Source organism: Aeromonas sp. EERV15, assembly GCF_900079845.1.
Taxonomy (GTDB): domain Bacteria; phylum Pseudomonadota; class Gammaproteobacteria; order Enterobacterales; family Aeromonadaceae; genus Aeromonas; species Aeromonas sobria.
Map to the genome: position 1 here is coordinate 41,511 of NZ_FKKY02000008.1, position 17,326 is coordinate 58,836.

The window sequence follows — 17,326 nt, forward strand, 5'->3', positions numbered from 1 at the left end:
CGAACCTGGGTCCGGCGATTTTAAAGGGGGGCATTATAAAGAATTCGGGGCGCAGATCGCCCCTTTTGTTGCCTTGGCGAGGCATGGCGTTCAACAACACCCCCCAACAGATTAACGAAACACGTAGGGTGCAATAAGCGCAGCGCATTGCACCGTTTGCAGAGCAGCTTTTTGGCTAGCGACCAGACGCCATATTAGCGGTGCAATTTCATTGCACCCTACGGCACTGAAGATCTCGGAGGGGAAAACCGCCAGGTTTTCAGAAAGCTTCAGATGGCGGGCACCGCACAGTTCACCTGCGCGCAGCTGTTCCAGAGTATGCATAATTGTTTCTCAATCCTGATGATCTGCCTGATGGCGTAGCCAGCCATCAGCGCGCGCCGAACCTGCGTCCGGCGGTTTTAAAGGGGGGCATTATAAAGAATTCGGGGCGCAGATCGCCCCTTTTGTTTCTTTCGTAATGCTATTTTTTCCAATTGATAGTAACTCTCTGTTAAATCAATAGGTGTACACATAGCTTTCTTCTTCACAGTCACTTGAAGTCATTTGAAAACTAATTCATCATAGTCATGAACTAATTTAGATTACTCAATGTACATATAATGGCAAAAGTTAGAGTGAAAAATGAAAAAACCTATTAAGTGTGATTTAACTCTTCTCCATCTTTTAAAAAAAGTTGAAAAAAAACACATTGACTATCTAGTTGATGTATTGACAGACCATGGTAATGGTAGAATTGCTCTATCTTCATCTATTAAGGATTTGTTAATCACAGAAAAATCCGAGCCAAACTACACTGAAGAGTGCTTGCGTTATATACTAAATGAGTTCCAAGAATACGGTGGACATTCATTAGTTAATATTTTCCGTAGTGAGCCACTACCTTATTCAGAGTTGCTTACGGATGTGCATAAAAAGCTAAATGGAACTGACAGCAAAAGAAAATCATGCTCGCAAAAAGAACATGAAATAGTTTTAAGTTTGTTTGGTAACGAATGGCAATATTTAGAGGAACATGAGCGCTTAGAACGTTGCACCGAGACAAAGGTAATATCTGGTTTTTTCGAGATGGATAAACACCTAAACTTTGATGAAAAAGGTTTTTTAATGGGTCTTTCTACAGCAGCAAGTGCGGCTGCATTTTTTGCCTTTCGCATGTTTCCAGCTACTGCGATTGTAAGTACTCTCGGTTTAGCGGGCCAAAGTGTGGGCGAAGCATATCGGCTCACAATTCCATTTGTTGCTCATATAGCTATGCTGAAAATGCTACATGACATCGAATAAAAAGCAGATGGCAACCACAGCAACATTATTTAATTAGGTCCTATAGAATGTCTAAAGCCTCTACTACAACCAATATCGAAATTGTTGATTCAGAACATCAACCCCTTGTTAAGATAGATAATGCTACAGGAAGTTGGGATGAATATTCTTTATCCAAGGCTAGTAATGAGCTCGACCCTAAAAACATTTCCCAATTTAATCACTTGTTGAGCAGCCTACCAGCTACAGCTACAGCTGGAAACTCACCTCAACTTATGACATGTAGCATTGATTTTAATCGACTAACTCAGGCAAGAGATGGAAGTGGTGCATTGGGCTCTGTAATCGATCCAGAAACCAATAAATTTGTAGCCCAGGCCAGATTTCATGAAGCTGACAATCTGAAAAATATGGTCAATACAAATCTTATTTTCAACCTAGCCTCACAGATACTTGCCCAGAAACACCTTGCTGATATTAATGAGCGTTTACACGCTATTGAGAAAAAATAGACTCAATAAGCTCGCATCTTCAAGAATCACGATTCTCTAAAATTGAAGCATTCCGAGAGCATTTACAGATAGTTGGAAAATTAATTCACTCCGGCTAAGAAATCGATAAAACCAGCCTACAGAACATATCAAAGAGTGTACATGAAGTTCGCTCTGAAGTGAGTCACATTAAAAAAAAACATTATACAATCACATCAAGAAATAAATGCTTTTGATCCTGACAGGATATTTGGTTCAAACGATGTAAGGGACGATCTAAATGAAAAAATAAACAATATAGAGCGTTTGCATCGTGAATATTTCATTGGGATGCAATGTCTATTAATTGCAAACTTGATTTTATTCATTAAGCTTAAAGGAAATAGTGAATTTTCCATTGCAAGTGAACTATATATAAATGAGTTGAATAATGAGTTTGGTGTTTCATACAGTTGGGAAAAATGTAAACGCACGATCTCTCGTCATTTAAACATCATGAAGCCTTTGTTTGAGCGCACAATAAGCACTGAAGCGAATGTCACTATAGTGAAAAACAGACTCAATAAGACTGACATTATATTTGAAACTGAAAAATCGCAATTGATGCAGCTAAACAATAGAGTGCAAGAAGCTAAAACACCTACTATATTACTTGAGACAATTAATGGTGAAGTTAAAAGAGGACTGTATTTATCTAGTTAATTTAAGCATTTTATAAAAGACGCCCTAGGGCGTCTTTCTTATTGCTGAGCTGTGGAGCCCATCGATCCTATCACGCTGGTTCACGCTGCTGGTGATAAACGGATAAAAAAATCCCCGCCGGTTGGCGGGGATGTTTATTGGGTCGTTCTTCACTCCGTGAACGGGAGAGACAACCTAGCTGGCCTTGCGCAGGATCTGCTCAAGGTAGTCGGCGAAGCGGTGACCGTGATGCTCCAGCAGTTTCGGGAACATGGAGATGGAGGTCATGCCCGGGAAGGTGTTGATCTCGTTGAGCAGGATCTCGCCCTCGTCGGTCAGGAAGAAGTCGATGCGCGAGAGGTGGGTCAGTTTCAGCTGACGGAATGCCTTGAGGGCATACTCGTGGATCGCATCGGCCTGCGCCTGGGTCAGCCCTTGTGCCGTGAGGCTGGTTTCGGTGTGGCTGGCGCTGCTGTACTTCTCTTCATAGCTGTAGAACTTGTCCTGCGGGACACAGATCTCGCCCGGATAGGTGGCGATCAGCTCGTCACCGTACTGATAGGCCGCCACTTCCAGCTCGCGCGGCTTGACCGCTTTTTCGATCAACACCTGTTCGGAGTAACCGAAGGCATCGGCAATGCCCTTCACCAGGTCGGCTTCGTTGCTGGCGGAGTAGCAGCCAACGGAAGAGCCCTGAGAGGCGGCCTTGATAAAGACCTTGCCCCACTTGGCCAGCGCGGCTTTGGCATCAGCAAGGGCCGCGTCGCTCTGCTCGGTCAGGAACAGGTAAGGGGTGTTGGGAATGCCGATGGCGGTGAGCCACAGTTTGGTGCTGATCTTGTTGAAGCAGATCTTGCTCGCCTCGGCATCGCAACCGAGATAAGGCAATCCGGCCAGTTCGAGGAAGGATTGCAGATCGCCGGTCTCACCCGGATAGCCGTGAATGCAGGGCACCACGTAATCCACCGGACGGGCCACGCTGTCAAACGAAAGCAGCTTGTCGAGCCCCAGCTTGCACTCGCGGCCATCGGCACTGAGCCAGCGGTCGGCGAACATCTCGACACGGGTCACTTCGATGCCGGGCAGGAGAGCGAGTTGTTGCTCGAGGAAATTGGCGCTACGCAGAGAGACTTCGTGCTCGGAGCCACCGCCGCCGCACAGCAGCAAGACATGCATGTTCTTCATTTAGATGTGATCCCTTGGGAAAGCGGCCTCGTCATGACCATTTGATAAGCCAATCACCATAAAAACCGGACGAAGCCAGATACGAACATAAGTGCGCGCCAGTGTAGCAAGGGAGATCAACCCTTGTCAGCTGATGGGAGCCCCATCACCCTACTTCTTGCGGTGAAAAGCGCCCGTGCTGTCAAAAACCGGTAAAACCGCGCCTCAGCGGGGCGGATCTACCCGCCCCACACCATTGCCATTGACCCGAAACCAGCCAGCAATGCTGTAACGTTGTTGATTGGCGGGCAGCACTTCGTGGGGAAACTCCTCGGAGAGGAACAACACCAGCCGCCCCCCTTTGGGGCTGACATCCATCAGAAACTGCTCGTCGTTGTCATACACCCTGAGCACGCCACCGGCCTCGGGCTGCCAGTCGTTGTTGAGGTAAAACACCGAGGTGAAGCGACGGTTGGAGCGACCGGCAAAGGCATCGCGATGGGTGGCGTAAAAATCCCCGCTGCGATAGCGGGCAAAGTGAGCCTCGTAGTCAAACAGCCCCAGCATCAGCATCCGGTTGGCGGCGAGCCGCAGGGACTCCATTCGCGCGAGGTAATCGACCACTGGGGCGCCGAGTTCCGGCTCCAGCCAGTGGATCTGGTCACGACGAATATCGGCATTGCCTTGATGCAGCGTCTCACGGCCAATGCCGGCGGGTTGCCACTCTGTGGGTAGACACGCTTTGAGGGCATCCACTTCGGTGGCGGTTAAAAAATCATCCACAATCACCCATCCCCGGGTGTAAATGGCATCCATGACAGCTTGATAGTCCAAGACAGGCTCACAATGAGTGGAGAGAGGGCGCTTTGTAGCGGCTTACCGGCCAAGGTACAAACCGGTTTGCTTCTCTTGAGAAGTCCCGCCATCAATACGCTATTTCATTGATGACTATCTGATTTTTCCAGATGAGTGTGATCCCGCCCCTCCCCTTGCCGTATTGGCTGACGAAAGTGTGATATTACCCGCAATGAGCAGGTGCCATCACCGGCGAGTCTTGCCGCAGCAAGAGCCAACCGATACCGTAGCAGTAGCCCTGTTCCCCCTCTCTTATGCTGACAACCAACAAAAGGATAATGTCATGTCCCTGCCTGATCTGACTTTGCAACAACTGGATGACACCCCCTATCCGCTGACTCAGCTGGCCGGCAAGGTGATATTGGTGGTCAATGTGGCCAGTCGCTGTGGATTTACCCCGCAATACACCGGTCTTGAAGCGCTCTATCAGGAGCTTGGGCCCAAGGGCTTGGTGATCCTGGGCTTCCCCTGCAACCAGTTCGGCAATCAGGAGCCGGGGGATGCGGACGATATCGCCAGCTTCTGCTCACTCGACTATCCGGTCAGCTTTCCCATCATGGCCAAGTGCGATGTCAACGGCGAACATGCCCACCCCTTCTACCAGTGGCTTAAAAAGCAGAAACCGGGATTTTTGGGGCTGGAAAACGTCAAATGGAACTTCACCAAATTTCTGATCGACCAGGAGGGCAATGTGGTGGACAGATTCGCCCCGCAAGCCAAACCCGAGAGTCTGACCGAACAGATCCGCGAGATGCTCTGATCCCCCGACCCTGTTTTCGCCATATTTACACCATTGTGTGGCGGCCAGCACGACAGCTACTGCGTGCAGGCCGCTCTTCTGCTATATTACGGCCCCACTATCTTTTCCAGATGGTGATTGGTGCAACGCTGCCGATCACCCATTGAGCCCAAGGCTCACCTCAGGAGTGTCTCTCGAACATGTCATTTAACGAACTGGGTCTGTCCCCGCACATTTTGCGGGCCGTCAAGGAGCTGGGTTACGAGCAGCCAACCCCCATCCAGCAGCAAGCGATTCCGGCCATTCTGGCCGGTCAGGATGTGCTCGGCGGCGCTCAGACAGGCACAGGCAAAACGGCCGGTTTCACCCTGCCTATGTTACAGCGACTGCTGGTCAACCACGGGCGTAGCCGCCGTCAGGTGCGTGCGCTGGTGCTCACTCCGACTCGCGAGTTGGCCGCCCAAGTGGGTGAGAGCATCACCAAATATGCCCACCACCTGCCGTTTCGTACCCTGATCGCCTACGGTGGCGTCAGCATCAAACCCAACCTCGACGCCATCAAGCTGGGTGTGGATATTCTGGTCGCCACCCCGGGCCGCTTGCTCGACCTGCTGACTCAAGGTGCACTGACCCTGAACCAGCTGGAAGTGCTGGTACTGGATGAAGCTGACCGTATGCTCGACATGGGTTTTATCGTCGACATTCGCCGGATCATGAAGGCACTGCCTGCAGAGCGGCAAACCCTGCTGTTCTCTGCCACTTTCTCCAACGAGATCAAAGCGCTGGCCGATGATTTGCTCAAGGAGCCCACCCTGATCGAGGTTGACCCGAGCAATACCGCCGCCGAACAGGTGACTCAGCGGATCATCGAAGTCGATCGGGAACGCCGTCGTGAGATGCTTTCTCATATGATTGGCCGTGGCAACTGGCAGCGGGTGCTGGTGTTTGTCCGCACCAAGCAGATCGCCGATCGCCTCGCCCAGCAGATGCAAAAAGATGGCCTCAATACCGTGGCTATTCACGGTGACAAGAGCCAGGGCGCCCGCAACCGGGCACTGGCTGATTTTCGCAGCGGCGCCGTGCGGGTGCTGGTCGCCACCGATATCGCCGCCCGCGGCCTCGATATCGATCAACTGCCCTATGTGATCAACTTCGAACTGCCGCAAATGGCAGAGGATTATATCCACCGTATCGGCCGAACTGGCCGTGCCGGTCGTGGTGGTGAAGCCATCTCGCTGGTCAGCCATGACGAGCTGGATCAACTCAAAGCCATCGAAGCCCTGATCGGCCAGTCTCTGCCACGGGAGATCATGGCCGGGTACGAGCCCAGCGGTAAGGTGAGCCGCCAAACCCTGCCAGGTAGCAAGCCGGTGCAAAACCCGCCCCGTGACCGCGGCCATGCCAACGCCAAGAGCAATGCCAAAGGCAAACCCGCAGCAGGCAAAGGTAAAGCCAAGAGCGATGCCCCCAAAAAACCGGCACCAGCCCGCAAACGGGAAGTGGTCGGTGAAGATATCGGCTTTACCCCGATGCGCCGCCTGCCCAAGACCATGCGCGACAGCTATCAGGACAGCAGTGACGAATAAATCACGCCCTGAGCTGCCGCTCTAACCCCAAGAGGGAGCCAATTTGGCTCCCTCTTGCGTTATCAACGTGGCAGTTGCACCCAGCTGTTCAGCTCAGGATCAGACCAGTGAATGACCCACAGCGGCGGCGCCATGGCTGGGCGGCGCGGAACCATCGAGCGGATTGAGCTGCAAGAACTCGAACAAGCCAGCCTGCATATTGACGTTCCAGAAGCGACCGGCCAGGGTCAGCAACAGTCTATCGCCACCGATTTCAGCCAACCCGTGCTGCTGCCAAACTGCAAAGAGCGGCATAAGATGAGTCAGCAAAGGCGCAGGCAGACGATCCAGTGCCAGCACACCACAGTCGAGGGCCCCTCTTAGCACACCATCCATCCGCCCATTGGGATTGCGCCCCATCACCATCCCAGGCGCCCGCTTGCCGTTGGCCAACGCATCGTGCCAAGGGGCCAGTTCCCGGCCATACATCAAGCCGTGACCATGAACACTGCCCCCCGCCCCGGCGCCAAAAGGGAGGATCTCGGCGCCACGCTTGGCCATCTGGTTATAGCGGCTCTGCTCGGCCTGGCTGCGTCGCCAGTGGCTGCACGATAGGCGCTCCCAGCCGTGGGCTTCCAGTTGCGCTCCGCCATAGGCATACATGGCTGCTCGCTGCTGGCTGTCGGCTACCCAACCCAGGGTGCCCTTCTCCTGCGCCCGCTCAAGATTGGTGCCCTGCATGGCGATCAATTGGTAGAGATCCACCCCGTGCACGCCGCTCGCCATCACATCACGGATATCCTGCTGCCACACGGCATCATCCTGACCGGGCAGACCGAAGATGAGGTCTGCCACGATCACAGCCGCATCATCCCTGGTCAGCTCGCCAAGACGGGTCAGCAGGGTATCCCTGTCATCGAAGCGGGCCGCCTGCTGGCGCACTTGGGTATCAAAGCTCTGCACCCCGAACGAGAAGCGGTTGAAGCCACCCGCCAGTGCCGTCTGCCATTTTTCATCATCAAAACCGTTGAGCCGCCCCTCCAGCGTCACCTCGGCATCGGTCGCCAGCGGAAAACGGCGGATCACCTCGGCCAGCATCGCCAGCTCGTCAGCGCTCATATCCGTCGGCGTGCCGCCCCCCACATACACCGCCGAAAAAGCCATGCTCTGCGCTAATGGCGTCTCTGCTGCCTGAGCAAGCGACCCGCAGAGCGCATTGATGTAGCGGTTGATCCGCGCCGGATTGGCGCCATTTTCAAAAAAATTACAGAAGCTGCAGCGCTTGCGGCAAAACGGAATGTGGATATAGAGGGCTCGCTCTTGCGCATCGCTTTCGCGCTGCCACCAGCCCTGCCAACCGGCCTCATCCAGCGGGAAGGGGCGCATCCCTCCCCGACTGGCGTGAGCAGAAGTCTTGGCGCTAAAGGCAAATTTAAGGGGGTCCGGTGAGGCAATGCCGGTCATTGAGGGGGTCAGATTCATGGTGGTCACTATTCAGCAAATAATGACAATGATAACGATTATCGTTACTGGCAATTTGTTCTGGATCAACCCAAGGAGCAGCGCCATTCCCAGAGGCCATTTTGGCAACATGCATTACCGATCTACTTAACAGATTATTTACTCAAGAGCGGTTATGGTGTGCCGATAGAGAACCATCTCCCGCCGTTTCTTCGTCTACGATCAAGATGATACGGGATCTCATAACAACACCAAGCGCATGGAACTTGCCCAAGATGCATAACCTCTCCTTGAACTGGAAAATATTCCTCCCTCTTGCGCTGGTCATCAGCACCACCTTTGGCCTCTGCTTCGAACTCTCTGCCTGGCTACAACGGGATCTCGCCATCCGGCTGGCGGGAGAGAAAGTCGAGAGCGCGGCCAACACCTACATGGATCAGCTCAACGTGCTGATGATGACCGGTGGCATGGCCAACCGGCAGATTGTGCAGACCAAACTCAAAAGCGAGGCAGGTATTGTCGAGGCCCGCCTGATCCGTGCCCCGGCCGTCAGCAACCTGTTTGGCCCGGGTCACCCGGATCAGAAAGCGCAAGACCCCCTCGATGAGCGGGCCATCAATCAGGGAGAGACCATCCTCCAGCAACAGGGCAACCAGCTCACCCTGATCAAGCCGTTCAAAGCCTACAAGGAGTATCGCGGCACCCAGTGCACCAGTTGCCATCAGGTCAATGAGGGGACAGTGATGGGCGCGGTGCGGATCAGTTATGACCTCAGCCACACCTTCGGCGAGATCCGCCACAACAACCTGATCCTGAGCGGCAGCCTGGCAGCCGTCTTCAGCCTCGGCTTCGGCCTGCTCTGGTGGGTGTTGCAACGCTACGTGAAACGCCCGCTACGTCAGTTGCAACTCACCATGATCCAGATGGCCAAAGAGCGTGACCTGGCCCTCCCCCTGGTCAATCACAGCCGGGATGAACTGGGCCAGATGACCCGCGCCGTCAATGACATGGTGCAGGGGTTCCGCCACAGTCTGCAGGAGGTGGAAGGCGCCACCCACCAGCTCTATCAGGAGTCGAACCAGATCCGTCAGATCGCGACCCAGACCGAAAATTCGGCCAGCCAGCAAGAGGGGATGACCACTCAGGTCGCCGCCGCAGTGAGCGAACTGGCCGCCAGCTCTCACGAAGTGCGCGAACACGCCCGCCGCAGCGCCGAGCTCTCCGCCCTCACCAATCAGGATGCCGCCAACACCAGCCGGCTCGCCCAGCACTCCATCACCGATATGGACGAGATGTCGGCCGAAATTGATCGGGTGGATCAGGTGATCCAGCAACTCGACAGTCGCTGCCTCGCCGTTGACAGTGTGCTGGAAGTGATCAAAGGGATAGCCGATCAAACCAACCTGCTGGCGCTGAACGCCGCCATTGAAGCGGCCCGGGCGGGCGAACAGGGACGCGGCTTTGCGGTGGTGGCCGATGAAGTACGAGCGCTATCCAACCGCAGCCGCGCCGCCAGCGAAGAGATCTCCCGGATGATCGCAGCGCTGCAAAAAGAGGCCCAGAGCGCGGTTACGGTGATCGGGGATGCAAAAAGCAAGGCCGGTGAGAGCATCAGCAAGACCGAAGCGACCCTGGCAGCCATGCAGAACATCATCGGACGTATTGCCAGCATCAACGACCTCAACGCCCAGATGGCTCAGTCGGCCGAAGAGCAGGATCGGGTTTGCCATGAGGTGGACAGCTCGGTGAGCGATATTCGCAGCACCTCCAACGACACTCTGGGCCAGGCCCATGATGCCAATCTCGCCAGCATCCAGCTGGTAGAGCAGTGCCAGAAACTGGAGGCGCTGCTTAAAACCTACCGTTGGTGATCGCTGCAGCTCAGCAAAAAAATCCGATACCTGTACAGGTATCGGATTTTTCACTTATCAGATTGACCGATCACATGTTGGCTCTATATGCGATCAGTCATCGGCCATGCTGACGGCTTAAGCCCGTTTTTCCTCAAGCCATGCCCCCTGGCTCTGCATCTCGAACAGCTGGGCATAATGACCGCCAAGAGCCATCAGTTCACTGTGGCTGCCCCGCTCGTTCACCTGACCGCGGGAGAGCAGCAGGATCTCGTCCGCATCGACAATGGTCGAAAGTCGGTGAGCGATGGCGATGGTGGTGCGGCCACGACGCGCCGCAGAGATCGCCTGTGACAGCGCCAGCTCGGTCTGGGAGTCCACACTGGCGGTTGCTTCGTCCAGAATGAGGATGCGCGGATCCCCCACCAGCGCGCGGGCGAACGAGAGCAACTGACGCTGACCGGCGGAGAGGTTCTTGCCCCCCTCCTCCATCAGGGTGTTGATCCCCTCCGGCAAGCTGCGAACAAACTCGGCCAGCTGCACCTCGCTCAGTGCTTGCCAGAGCCGCCCCTCATCGATGCCAGCGCGGCCAAGACGCAGGTTCTCCGCCAGAGTGCCGACGAAGATAAAGGGATCTTGCTGCACCAGTCCGATAGTGCGGCGCACCGCGGCCAGCGACAGCGCCTCTAGCGAGTGATCATCAAAACGGATCGCTCCATGGTCTAGCGGATAGAAGCCCATCAGCAGACTGATGATGGTGGACTTGCCGCTGCCGGTATGGCCCACCAGCGCCAACATCTGACCGGGTCGCGCAGCAAAACTGACCTGTCGCAGCACCTGTTGCTGGCCATCATAGGAAAAAGTCACCTTATCAAAGCAAACCCGTCCTTGCAGATCCTGGTGTGCGCCATCGGTACTTTCACGCGGCTCATCGAGCAGGGCAAACACCCGCTCCCCCGCCACCATCGCCTGCTGCAGCTGGTTAAGCTGGTTGGTCATCTCGATCAAGGGCTCGATCATCCGCCCCAGATAGCTGATAAAGGCATAAAGCACCCCCACCTGAATGGCCCCTTCTGCACTTAATCCCTCTTTGGCAAACAACGCCAGCAAACCGATCAGCACCATCATGTAAAACATGTCGATCAGCGGGCGCAGCAGGATGCCATTGATCTTGAGACTCTTGAGCCGGGCCGACCAGTGTTGCTGGTTAACCTCGGCAAAGGCGTTGGCGAAATGACGTTCTTGTACCATCGCCTGGATCACCGGCATTCCCTGCAGCGACTCGTTAAGGCGACTGTTGATATCGGACAGCAAACTACGGGTCACTCGTACCACCGGCACACTCAACTTCTGATAAAGCCACATCACAGCCATTACCGCAGGCAGCAAGGTCGCACAGACCAGCATCAAGCGCAGATCCAGCAATGCCATTGAGATGAGAATGCCGCACAACAGCACCACCTTTTGCACCAGCATCCCGATCACCTGCACATAGAGGTTCATGATGGCTTCAGTGTCATTGGTGATCCGGGAGATGAGGGAACCCGAGCGATGCTGGTCAAAATAGCGAACCGGCAACCTTATGGCGGTAGCAAACACCTGCTCGCGCAAGGTCTGCACCACCGCCTGGGCGATGCGGTTAAAGCGCAGTGATTGCAAATAGAAACCCGCCGCAGAGAGTACCTGCAAGGCCAGATAACCGGCAGCAATCGCGCCGATGGCTGGCCACACAATATTGCGTGGTGCCAGATAGTCATCGATGAAGGTCTTGATCAGCAGTGGCCCTGCCACTTCAGCGCCCGTCGCCAGTAGCAGGCAGATGCCAGCTTGGATCAGCCAACGCGGATAACGGGCACAGTACCCCAGCAGCCGTTTGATAGTCGGGTTCACAGGCTCTCCTCCACGTCTTGCTCCAGACGCTGGTAGCGCACCATGTCAGCATACCAGCCATCATGTGCCATCAGCTCCTGATGACTACCCCGCTCACTGATCACCCCCTGCTCCAATACCAATATCTCGTCGGCCTGTTCCACCGCCGTCATCCGGTGGCTAATCAGGATCAAAGTGCGATCATGGGCCTTCAGCGCATGGAGGATCTGCTGCTCGGTGTGGGCATCTACCGCTGACAGCGCATCATCAAGTACCAGGATCGGCGCCTCTAGCAGCAGGGCGCGGGCAATGGCGAGCCGCTGTTTCTGACCACCGGAGAGGGTGACGCCCTTCTCCCCCACCTCGGTTTCATACCCCTTGGGGAAACGCACGATATCATCGTGGACACAGGCGATACGCGCCACCCGCTCGACCTCCTCGCGACTCGCATCGGGCTTGCCGAGGGCAATATTGGCGGCGATGGTGGTGGAAAACAGGAACGGCTCCTGCGGCACATAGGCAAACTGGCTCCGCAACACCGCCAACGACAGCTGCTCAATGGTCACGCCACCCATCACTATCTGGCCTGCAGTGGGATTGGCAAGGCGCATCAACAGCTTGAGCAAGGTGCTCTTGCCAGCACCAGTGCGTCCCACCACCCCGAGCATACCGTTCCGTTGCAGGGTAAAATCCACATCTTGCAGCAGGGTGCGTTGCTCCAGCCGATAACTCACCGCCTCAACATGAAGGGGAAACGCTGCGATAAATGCCGTTGGATGAGCAGGTTCTTCAATGTCGCTGCGTTCGCCAAGCAGGCTCTCGATGCGGGAATAGGCGGCACTGCCCCGTTCGATAATGTTGAACAACCAGGCGATGGCAAACATCGGCCAAATCAGCTGGCCAAGATACATGGTAAAGCTGGTGAGCTGCCCCAGGGTCAATTCATCTTGCAATACCAGCGCACTCCCCCCCGCCACCGCAAGAAAGTAAGAGCAACCGATACAGAGATAGATCACCGGATCAAACTTGGCATCGATACGGGCTACCGCCATGTTGCGATCCCCGGCCTGCCTTGTCAGCTCGGCAAAGCCTTCATCTTCAAGGGACTCAACCGCATAGGATTTGAGCACCCGCACGCCGGAAAGGGCTTCCTGTGTCTTGTTATTGAGCTTGGAAAAAGTCCCCTGCGCCGCCTTGAACTGGGTGTAGATCTGAGTGCCGAAACGGTTCATGAAATAGGCCATCACCGGCAGCGGTAACAACGAGAGCAGCGTCAATTGCCAGGAGTACTGGCTGCACATGATGGAGAGCACCAGCACCCCGACCATGATGGAATCTACCAGCGTAAGCACCCCTTCACCGGCAGTCATCTCAACCGCTTGAATGTCGTTGGTAGCATGGGCCATCAGATCGCCGGTACGGTGGCGCTGATAAAAATCGGGGCTCATGCGGGTGAAATGGCTGAACAGCCGATTACGCAAGACATAGGCCAGCCGGTATGAAGCGCCAAACAGCATCACCCGCCAGACGTAACGCAGCAGATAAATCAGCAGACCAAGACCAAACAACCCTGCCAGATAACGCATCAAGGTGCCATTATCGAGCTCTCCCCTGGTGATGCCATCCACCACCCAGCCCACCACTTTAGGGGGGATCACCGTCAACAGGGCCACCATCAGCAGCAGGGAGATGGCGGCCAGATAGCGAGGCCACTGCTCCTTGAAAAACCAGCTCAATCGTAAAAAAACGCTCACACCACCAACCTTTAGCGTTATCTGTCAGTGACCACTCGTCAGAGCAGCCGCCAGGCAAGCCACGCAAACTGAGAAAAATGAAAACAATCGCCTCCAACTGGAGGCGATTAGAATGAAAGCTCATCATATCCTGAACCGGCATGGTTGAGAATAATTACTATTTAATTCACTGTGACATGTGATCATCCCCTGATGAATAGGGATTATGCGAATTATCATGCTGCTCACCTGTGAGCAAAAAGTGCGACACCTCTTCCCGCGTCTGACCAAATACGTATTGCAACTGCTCCAGATCCACCTCGTTCAGCACCTCTTTTTGCCTTAAACGCCACTCCAGATCTCCGCTGACCATCTGCAAGCGAACCGCCGAGATGTTGGCCGACACCCCCTTGAGGGTATGCAACAACTTGCTGGCCACCTCGGGTTGCTGACTGCGCAAGGCGGAGCGGATCTCCCACAGATCGTCCTTATGCTCCGACATGAACAACTTGAACAGGATCTGCAACGCCTCCTTGTCCTGCTCCAACCGTTTGAGGGCCTCCTGCAAATCGAGGATATCCATCTGATCGGGTGGCCTGACCTCAACCAGTCCAGTCCGCGCAAAGTCTTGTGGTTTTACCCACTGTAGCAAGTTGTTATAGAGTTCCAGCTTGCTGACCGGTTTGGTGACATAGCCATTCATCCCAACACCCAGACAACGATCCTTGTCGCCAGGCATAGCGCTGGCGGTGAGGGCAATAATGGGCACATCGTGCTTATCGACCATTTTGCGGATCTGGCGCGTGGCATCGAGACCATCCAGCACCGGCATCTGCAGATCCATCAGGATCACATCAAAAGGTTGCTCAGCAACCCGCTCTACCGCTTCCCGACCATTACTCACCACACAGACCTTTGCATCAACCCGACGCAGATACTCCATGATCAGCTGTTGATTGACCCGATTATCTTCGGCCAGCAACACCCGGGTACCTTGCAACAAGGATTTAAAATGCTGTTGATCCCCCTGCACCTCCGCCTTGCGCAGATGCTGATCGTAGGAGCTGCCGTTGAGCACCTCATCCACCTTGGCCAATAACCCGTTTTCGGTCATCGGCTTGGACAGAAAATGGGTCAACCCCATACTGTCCATTCTGGCGTGCAACCCTTCCCTCGCCCAGGCACTGATCATCAGGATAGGGATCTGCCGCCACAGGCTATGTTGATACATCTCCAGTGCCAGATCGAGCCCGTCTTCCTGGCCCATGCGCCAGTCGAGAATCGCCAGACGCAGGTTTTGCCCCTCTTCCCATAACACCTGACGGGCACGAGAAAGGCTGTTGACTGACAATACCCGCACTCCGGCACGCGTCAGGATGTCACGGACGAGATCCAATACCAGCTCATTGTCATCCATCACCATCACTAGCGGCTGGTGCTCAAAGAATACCCGGTGCCCGGATACACCATACGCTGCTGTTGCCATCGGAATATCAAACTGAAACCGCGAACCAACGCCTGATTTGCTCTGTACGGTGATTTTCCCCCCCATCAGTTCCACTAGGCGCTGGGAGATATTGAGCCCCAAACCAGAACCACCATATTTACGGGTATTGCCCGCCTCCAGCTGGGTAAAGGCCTGAAACAACTGAGTCTGTTTCTCCTCGGCAATACCAATTCCGGTATCCCGCACACTGAAGCTGACCCTCATCGGATGGGCATTGACCAGCTGGATAGAGACTTCGACTTCACCACGCTCGGTAAACTTGATGGCATTGTTAACGAGGTTGACCAGCACCTGCCCCAGCCGCAGGGGATCCCCACGCAAGAAGACCGGCACCTCTGGCGATTTGCGAATGATCACCTCCACATGTTTGCGCTCTGCCAGATCGGCAAACATGCCCGCCAGAGAATCGAGCTGCTCGCTGAGATCGAAGTCGATCTCTTCGAGGGTCAGCTTGCCGGACTCCACCTTGGTCAGATCAAGGATGTCGTTGATAAGCAGCAGCAAGGTGTCGGAGGAGGATTTGATCTTGCCCAGATAGTCCCGTTGTTGCTGATCCAGTTCGGTCTGCAGTGCCAGCGAACTGAAGCCAATGATGGCGTTCATGGGAGTGCGGATCTCGTGGCTCATGTTGGCCAGAAAATCGCTCTTGGCCTGGGCCAGCAGGCCGGTATGGCGCGACAATTCACTCAGCTTATGATTACGGCGCCACAGGGTATAAGCGACCAGACCAAAGCAGATTAACGCACCGCCCAGCACCATCAGATAGAAGCGATTCATCAAGGCGCTGGCGCGCTCCAGCTTGTCGGTCTTCCAGCTGATAAGACTATCAACCACATGCATGTCGATGAGCCGATAACGTAGGGTGTGATACGCGACCACCTGCTGGCTCATGTCTTTGCTGAGGCGGATCAGCGCGGTAACCCCCGGCTCACTACCATAACGGGATTGCAACTGTTGTTGCAGCAGTGCCAGCTGCTGCTGCTCATTTTTATCCCAGCTACGCTGCAAATAGTTGGTCAGCTGTACCAGCTCAGCCACATCACGTTGTAGTGCGCTGTCTGACTGAGTGATCTCGCGCATTTTGATAGCCTGGGCCTGCAGTGGCGACTCGAGATATTCAATGGCCATCTCCATGGCGTGGAGTTTGGACAACTCCATCAGATAAACATCCATATCCGCCAGCAGCGCTTGCGACAGAGGGTCTTGCTCAGCGGCAGGATCGCTGCGGATGTGGCGAACAAAGCCGTCAAGGATGATGGATAACTGGCCGAGGCGCTGCTGGATATTACTGTCGTTGGCCTGCTCCCGCCCAAGCAGATAGACGGTATCGGCGTTGATCCTGTTTAGCACCACCTCTGCCGTGCTATTGAGCTCCTTCACCTGCTGTTGTTGACTGAGCAACTGCCAGCAGTAACCTGAAAAAGCGAGCAACAAGGCTGTGATCAGCACTGCCACAACACGGTTCTTCCGTGATCCTTTTTTCATCCCGTCTCGACTCTCATCTGGTGGTCGCTGAATTATCCGGTTGGGCGATAAACCCAGGGGAATTATCCACTCCCGCCGGCCACTGTGTTACCGTTATTTCACTGTAACCTTGCTGTTGTTTCATTCTGCCCCCCATCATATCTGCGGCCAGAGCCGATCTTGAAGGAGCCAATTATGTCATTTGTCACTACTTATTGTAGCCACTGCTTTACCAGAAACCGCCTGCCTGTCACCCATATCGACACATCAGCCAAATGCGGCCATTGCAAGGCGCCAGTGTTCAGCCAGACCCCAATCCTTGGACGATCAGATCAATTTGATACCCTGATCAACTCCGATATTCCGGTAGTGGTCGATTTCTGGGCTAGCTGGTGCGGCCCCTGCCAGCAGTTTGCACCGGTATTTCATGAAGTGGCGCACGAGTTAGAGCCCCGAATGCGCTTTGTCAAAGTCGATACCGAGCAGCAGGCCGCCATTGCAACCCGTTACGCCATTCGCAGCATTCCCACCTTGATAGTATTCAAGCAGGGCAACATCGTGGATCAGATAAACGGTTCGCTTCCCAAGAGTATGTTCAAGCAGTGGCTGGAACAGTTCATTGATGTTTAACTTATGCTGCACATATGTTTTATTCATGTTTAATTTCGCGCATTTTTATCAATC

Annotated in this window: 14 protein-coding genes; 7 read left to right on the plus strand and 7 right to left on the minus strand. The window is 54.5% G+C overall.

Annotated features, from left to right (window positions below; translation table 11 throughout):
* Positions 1-111: 111 nt before the first annotated feature.
* Positions 112-324, minus strand: a complete 213-nt coding sequence (locus BN4575_RS08590) for a hypothetical protein (RefSeq protein WP_068977879.1) — start codon at positions 322-324, stop codon at positions 112-114.
* 300 nt (positions 325-624) lie between these two features.
* Between BN4575_RS08590 and BN4575_RS21720 the strand changes: the two genes are divergently transcribed.
* From BN4575_RS21720 to BN4575_RS21730, 3 genes are all read left to right on the plus strand, one after another.
* Positions 625-1,284, plus strand: coding sequence for a hypothetical protein (locus tag BN4575_RS21720; RefSeq protein ID WP_141689750.1), 660 nt, complete (start codon positions 625-627; stop codon positions 1,282-1,284).
* A 47-nt stretch (positions 1,285-1,331) separates the two neighbouring features.
* Positions 1,332-1,775: a hypothetical protein gene (locus BN4575_RS21725; RefSeq protein WP_141689751.1), complete on the plus strand. Its 444-nt coding sequence runs from the start codon at positions 1,332-1,334 to the stop codon at positions 1,773-1,775.
* Between the two features lie 285 nt (positions 1,776-2,060).
* Positions 2,061-2,456, plus strand: coding sequence for a hypothetical protein (locus BN4575_RS21730; protein WP_141689752.1), 396 nt, complete (start codon positions 2,061-2,063; stop codon positions 2,454-2,456).
* A gap of 174 nt (positions 2,457-2,630) precedes the next feature.
* On the opposite strand, the gene BN4575_RS08605 is transcribed toward BN4575_RS21730, so the two are convergent.
* Positions 2,631-3,620: a D-alanine--D-alanine ligase gene (locus tag BN4575_RS08605; RefSeq protein ID WP_068977882.1), complete on the minus strand. Its 990-nt coding sequence runs from the start codon at positions 3,618-3,620 to the stop codon at positions 2,631-2,633.
* Between the two features lie 204 nt (positions 3,621-3,824).
* Entirely contained in the window at positions 3,825-4,433 is a 609-nt protein-coding gene (locus BN4575_RS08610) for a 2OG-Fe(II) oxygenase (RefSeq protein ID WP_042019241.1), read from the minus strand.
* A gap of 304 nt (positions 4,434-4,737) precedes the next feature.
* Here BN4575_RS08610 and BN4575_RS08615 point away from each other — a divergent pair, with 304 nt between their 5' ends.
* Together BN4575_RS08615 and BN4575_RS08620 are read left to right on the plus strand one after the other, a co-directional pair.
* Complete coding sequence (locus BN4575_RS08615) at positions 4,738-5,214, plus strand: glutathione peroxidase (RefSeq protein WP_042019240.1); 477 nt, start codon at positions 4,738-4,740, stop codon at positions 5,212-5,214.
* A 179-nt stretch (positions 5,215-5,393) separates the two neighbouring features.
* Positions 5,394-6,779 carry a DEAD/DEAH box helicase gene (locus BN4575_RS08620; RefSeq protein ID WP_042019238.1) on the plus strand — a complete coding sequence of 462 codons (1,386 nt, stop codon included), beginning with the start codon at positions 5,394-5,396 and terminating at the stop codon, positions 6,777-6,779.
* Positions 6,780-6,878: 99 nt separating this feature from the next.
* Here the strand turns inward: BN4575_RS08620 and hutW are convergent, their stop codons facing one another.
* Positions 6,879-8,240, minus strand: a complete 1,362-nt coding sequence (hutW, locus tag BN4575_RS08625) for a heme anaerobic degradation radical SAM methyltransferase ChuW/HutW (RefSeq protein WP_068977883.1) — start codon at positions 8,238-8,240, stop codon at positions 6,879-6,881.
* Positions 8,241-8,494: 254 nt separating this feature from the next.
* Here hutW and BN4575_RS08630 point away from each other — a divergent pair, with 254 nt between their 5' ends.
* A complete protein-coding gene (locus BN4575_RS08630) occupies positions 8,495-10,090 on the plus strand; it encodes a methyl-accepting chemotaxis protein (protein WP_068977884.1) in 1,596 nt (531 codons plus the stop codon).
* Between the two features lie 117 nt (positions 10,091-10,207).
* Here BN4575_RS08630 and BN4575_RS08635 read toward each other — a convergent pair whose 3' ends face one another.
* The 3 genes from BN4575_RS08635 to BN4575_RS08645 all read right to left on the minus strand — a co-directional run bounded on the left by BN4575_RS08635 (position 10,208) and on the right by BN4575_RS08645 (position 16,663).
* Entirely contained in the window at positions 10,208-11,959 is a 1,752-nt protein-coding gene (locus BN4575_RS08635; protein ID WP_068977885.1) for an ABC transporter transmembrane domain-containing protein, read from the minus strand.
* Positions 11,956-13,692 (minus strand): ABC transporter transmembrane domain-containing protein, encoded by a 1,737-nt coding sequence (locus tag BN4575_RS08640; protein ID WP_068977886.1) that lies wholly within the window; start codon positions 13,690-13,692, stop codon positions 11,956-11,958. The genes BN4575_RS08635 and BN4575_RS08640 overlap by 4 nt, the downstream gene beginning before the upstream one ends.
* A gap of 166 nt (positions 13,693-13,858) precedes the next feature.
* Positions 13,859-16,663 carry a hybrid sensor histidine kinase/response regulator gene (locus tag BN4575_RS08645; RefSeq protein ID WP_068977887.1) on the minus strand — a complete coding sequence of 935 codons (2,805 nt, stop codon included), beginning with the start codon at positions 16,661-16,663 and terminating at the stop codon, positions 13,859-13,861.
* A gap of 174 nt (positions 16,664-16,837) precedes the next feature.
* On the opposite strand from BN4575_RS08645, the gene trxC reads away from it, so the two are divergent.
* Positions 16,838-17,272, plus strand: a complete 435-nt coding sequence (gene trxC, locus BN4575_RS08650) for a thioredoxin TrxC (protein WP_042019231.1) — start codon at positions 16,838-16,840, stop codon at positions 17,270-17,272.
* The last annotated feature ends 54 nt before the right edge of the window (positions 17,273-17,326 follow it).

Excerpts from the sequence above, each read along its gene's own strand:
- BN4575_RS08590 (WP_068977879.1), bottom strand. The coding sequence starts at position 324 with ATGCATACTCTGGAACAGCTGCGCGCAGGTGAACTGTGCGGTGCCCGC.
- BN4575_RS21720 (WP_141689750.1), top strand. The coding sequence starts at position 625 with ATGAAAAAACCTATTAAGTGTGATTTAACTCTTCTCCATCTTTTAAAA.
- BN4575_RS21725 (WP_141689751.1), top strand. The coding sequence starts at position 1,332 with ATGTCTAAAGCCTCTACTACAACCAATATCGAAATTGTTGATTCAGAA.
- BN4575_RS08605 (WP_068977882.1), bottom strand. The coding sequence starts at position 3,620 with ATGAAGAACATGCATGTCTTGCTGCTGTGCGGCGGCGGTGGCTCCGAG.
- BN4575_RS08615 (WP_042019240.1), top strand. The coding sequence starts at position 4,738 with ATGTCCCTGCCTGATCTGACTTTGCAACAACTGGATGACACCCCCTAT.
- BN4575_RS08620 (WP_042019238.1), top strand. The coding sequence starts at position 5,394 with ATGTCATTTAACGAACTGGGTCTGTCCCCGCACATTTTGCGGGCCGTC.
- hutW (WP_068977883.1), bottom strand. The coding sequence starts at position 8,240 with ATGAATCTGACCCCCTCAATGACCGGCATTGCCTCACCGGACCCCCTT.
- BN4575_RS08630 (WP_068977884.1), top strand. The coding sequence starts at position 8,495 with ATGCATAACCTCTCCTTGAACTGGAAAATATTCCTCCCTCTTGCGCTG.
- BN4575_RS08645 (WP_068977887.1), bottom strand. The coding sequence starts at position 16,663 with ATGAAAAAAGGATCACGGAAGAACCGTGTTGTGGCAGTGCTGATCACA.
- trxC (WP_042019231.1), top strand. The coding sequence starts at position 16,838 with ATGTCATTTGTCACTACTTATTGTAGCCACTGCTTTACCAGAAACCGC.